General features: G+C 43.8%; 2 protein-coding genes. Both read right to left on the minus strand.

All coding sequences use genetic code 11. The features are described 5' to 3' along the window. Positions 1 to 1,013: 3-isopropylmalate dehydrogenase (gene leuB, locus H5072_RS16350; protein WP_182694131.1), on the minus strand; the 1,013-nt coding region annotated here is incomplete at its 3' end. After that, complete coding sequence (gene leuA / locus H5072_RS16355) at positions 1,010 to 2,563, minus strand: 2-isopropylmalate synthase (RefSeq protein ID WP_008171909.1); 1,554 nt, start codon at positions 2,561 to 2,563, stop codon at positions 1,010 to 1,012. The genes leuB and leuA, both read right to left, overlap by 4 nt. Positions 2,564 to 2,672 lie beyond the last annotated feature (109 nt).

The following is a 2,672-nucleotide window of genomic DNA, read 5'->3' on the forward strand; positions in this document are numbered from 1 at the left end:
TCTGGTGTGCCAACGCCTGCTTCTACGGCTTCTGCTACTGCTTTTTCAATCGTGCGAGCAGCTTCGTCTTGCCCTAGCGAGTAACGTAGCATTAATGCGGCACTTAAAATTTGTGCTATTGGGTTTGCAACGCCTTTACCTGCAATATCTGGTGCTGAACCGCCTGCTGGCTCGTACAATCCAAAACCCGATTGATTCAAGCTTGCCGAAGGTAATAAGCCCATTGAGCCTGTGATCATGGCGCACTCATCTGACAAAATATCGCCAAATAAGTTATCGCAAAGTAGTACGTCAAATTGGCTAGGCTGTTTAACTAACTGCATAGCGGCGTTATCTACGTAAATGTAATCTAGGCTTACTTCTGGGTAGTCTTTGCTTACTTCGGTGACTACTTCGCGCCATAATACGCTTGATGCAAGTACGTTTGCTTTATCAACAGAGGTAACATGGTTACTACGTAGTTTTGCAGCTTCAAAAGCAAAGCGTGCAATACGTTCAATTTCTTTACGTGAGTATGTTTGGGTATCAAATGCAAACTCTTCAGCGCCTTCGCCGCTACGGCCTTTTTCGCCAAAATAAATGCCGCCGGTTAGTTCGCGCACACATAAAATATCAAACCCTTTTTCGCTAATATCAGCGCGAAGTGGCGACGCTGCACTCAATGCAGGTAATAACTGTGCAGGGCGTAAATTACAAAACAAACCAAAGTGCTTACGAAGCGGCAATAACGATGCGCGCTCCGGTTGCTCGTTTGGTGGTAAGTTTTCCCATTTAGGACCGCCTACCGAACCAAATAAAATGGCATCGGCACTTTCACAAGCACTAAGTGTTTTTGGTGGTAATGCTTCACCAAATTCATCAATGGCTGCGCCACCAATAGCATGATGCTGACGGTTTAATGTAAAACCAAACTTATTGCTCACAGCATCAAGTACTTGTTCTGCTGCTGCCATTACTTCTGGGCCAATACCGTCGCCAGCTAATACTGCAACGCTGTAGTTTGTTTTACTCATCCTGCTTTCCTTTGTTGTTTTAAATCAGACACTTTTTGTGCACGATAAATTAAGTTATAAACACGGATCATGGCGCGTACCGACGCTTCAACCACATCCGCTGCAATGCCCGCACCGTGGTAAGGTCGGCCATCGTATTTAGCTATAATATTTACTTGCCCTAATGAGCTTGCACCTTGGCCTGTTGCTTCTAAGTTATATTCAATCATTTCAACGCTCATACCGGTTAAGCGTTCAATAGCTGCAAACGACGCTTCTACTGGGCCATTACCTGTCGCGGCTTCTTGTTTAGCTTCGCCATCAATTCGCATTCCAATCGTAGAGCTTGCTACTGATTGTGAGTTAGAGGCTGAGTTAACAAATTCTAATTGGTATTTTTCATCTTTGTCGTTAATTTGATTAAAGTAAATCATCGCCTCAAGGTCGTAATCGTATACTGTGCCTTTTTGGTCAGCCAATTCGATAAAGCTTTTGTATAAGCCATCCATATCGTAATCAGATTTTTGATAGCCTAACTCTTCTAAGCGATGCTCAATAACATGACGACCCGAACGCGAAGTCATATTTAATTGGTTGCTTGGCACACCCACGCTTTCTGGCGACATAATCTCATAAGTATTTTGCGCTTTTAATACACCGTCTTGGTGAATGCCTGAGCTGTGTGCAAAGGCGTTTTCGCCAACAATCGCTTTATTTGGCTGTACTGGCATATTACAAATTTTAGCCACTTGGCGAGAAGCGCGGTAAATTTCTTCACTTTTAATATCGGTGTATACTTTTAAGTGGTCGTGGCGCATTTTCATGATCATTGCCACTTCTTCAAGCGAGCAGTTACCAGCACGCTCACCAATGCCATTAATAGTACACTCAATTTGGCGCGCACCGGCTTGCACTGCGGCTACCGAGTTTGCTACTGCTAAACCTAAATCATTGTGGCAATGCACGCTTAAGCGCGCTTTATCAATATTTGGCACGTTATTCATTAAATGGCGGATCATCGCGGCGTATTCGTCAGGCGTTACAAAACCAACGGTATCTGGCAAGTTAATAGTTGAAGCTCCGGCATTAATTGCTTGCTCAACAATTTTACATAAATCCCAATGTGGCGTACGACCAGCATCTTCACACGAAAATTCAACATCATCAGTATAGTTACGCGCCAATTTAATTGATTTAACAGCCATTGCCGTTGCATCATCTAGGCTCATACGTAATTTATGTTCAAGGTGCAAAGGGCTTGTAGCGATAAAAGTATGAATACGGCTTTGCTGAGCTGTGCGAAGTGCTTCGCCGCAAGCTTCAATGTCTTTAGCAACTGAGCGTGCCAAACCACAAATAATCGGACCTTTTACTTCGGTTGCAATACGTTGCACCGAGCGAAAATCAGCGGGGCTCGAAACCGGAAAACCCACTTCCATCACATCCACATTCAAGCGGCTAATTGTATGTGCTAATTGAATTTTATCATCTTCAGTAAGGCTTGCTTTAAGTGCCTGTTCGCCATCACGTAAGGTGGTATCAAAAATCCATACTTTATCTTGCTCTTGCATAACTGCCCCTCATTCCTATGTTACCCAAATTTCAATTAATCCCAGCCGCGAGATAAAAAAAACCCCGCAATTGCGGGGTTTTTAGTGTTCAACTCGATGCAAACACACT

It is taken from the genome of Pseudoalteromonas sp. SR45-5 (genome assembly GCF_014163565.1).
GTDB lineage: Bacteria > Pseudomonadota > Gammaproteobacteria > Enterobacterales > Alteromonadaceae > Pseudoalteromonas > Pseudoalteromonas distincta.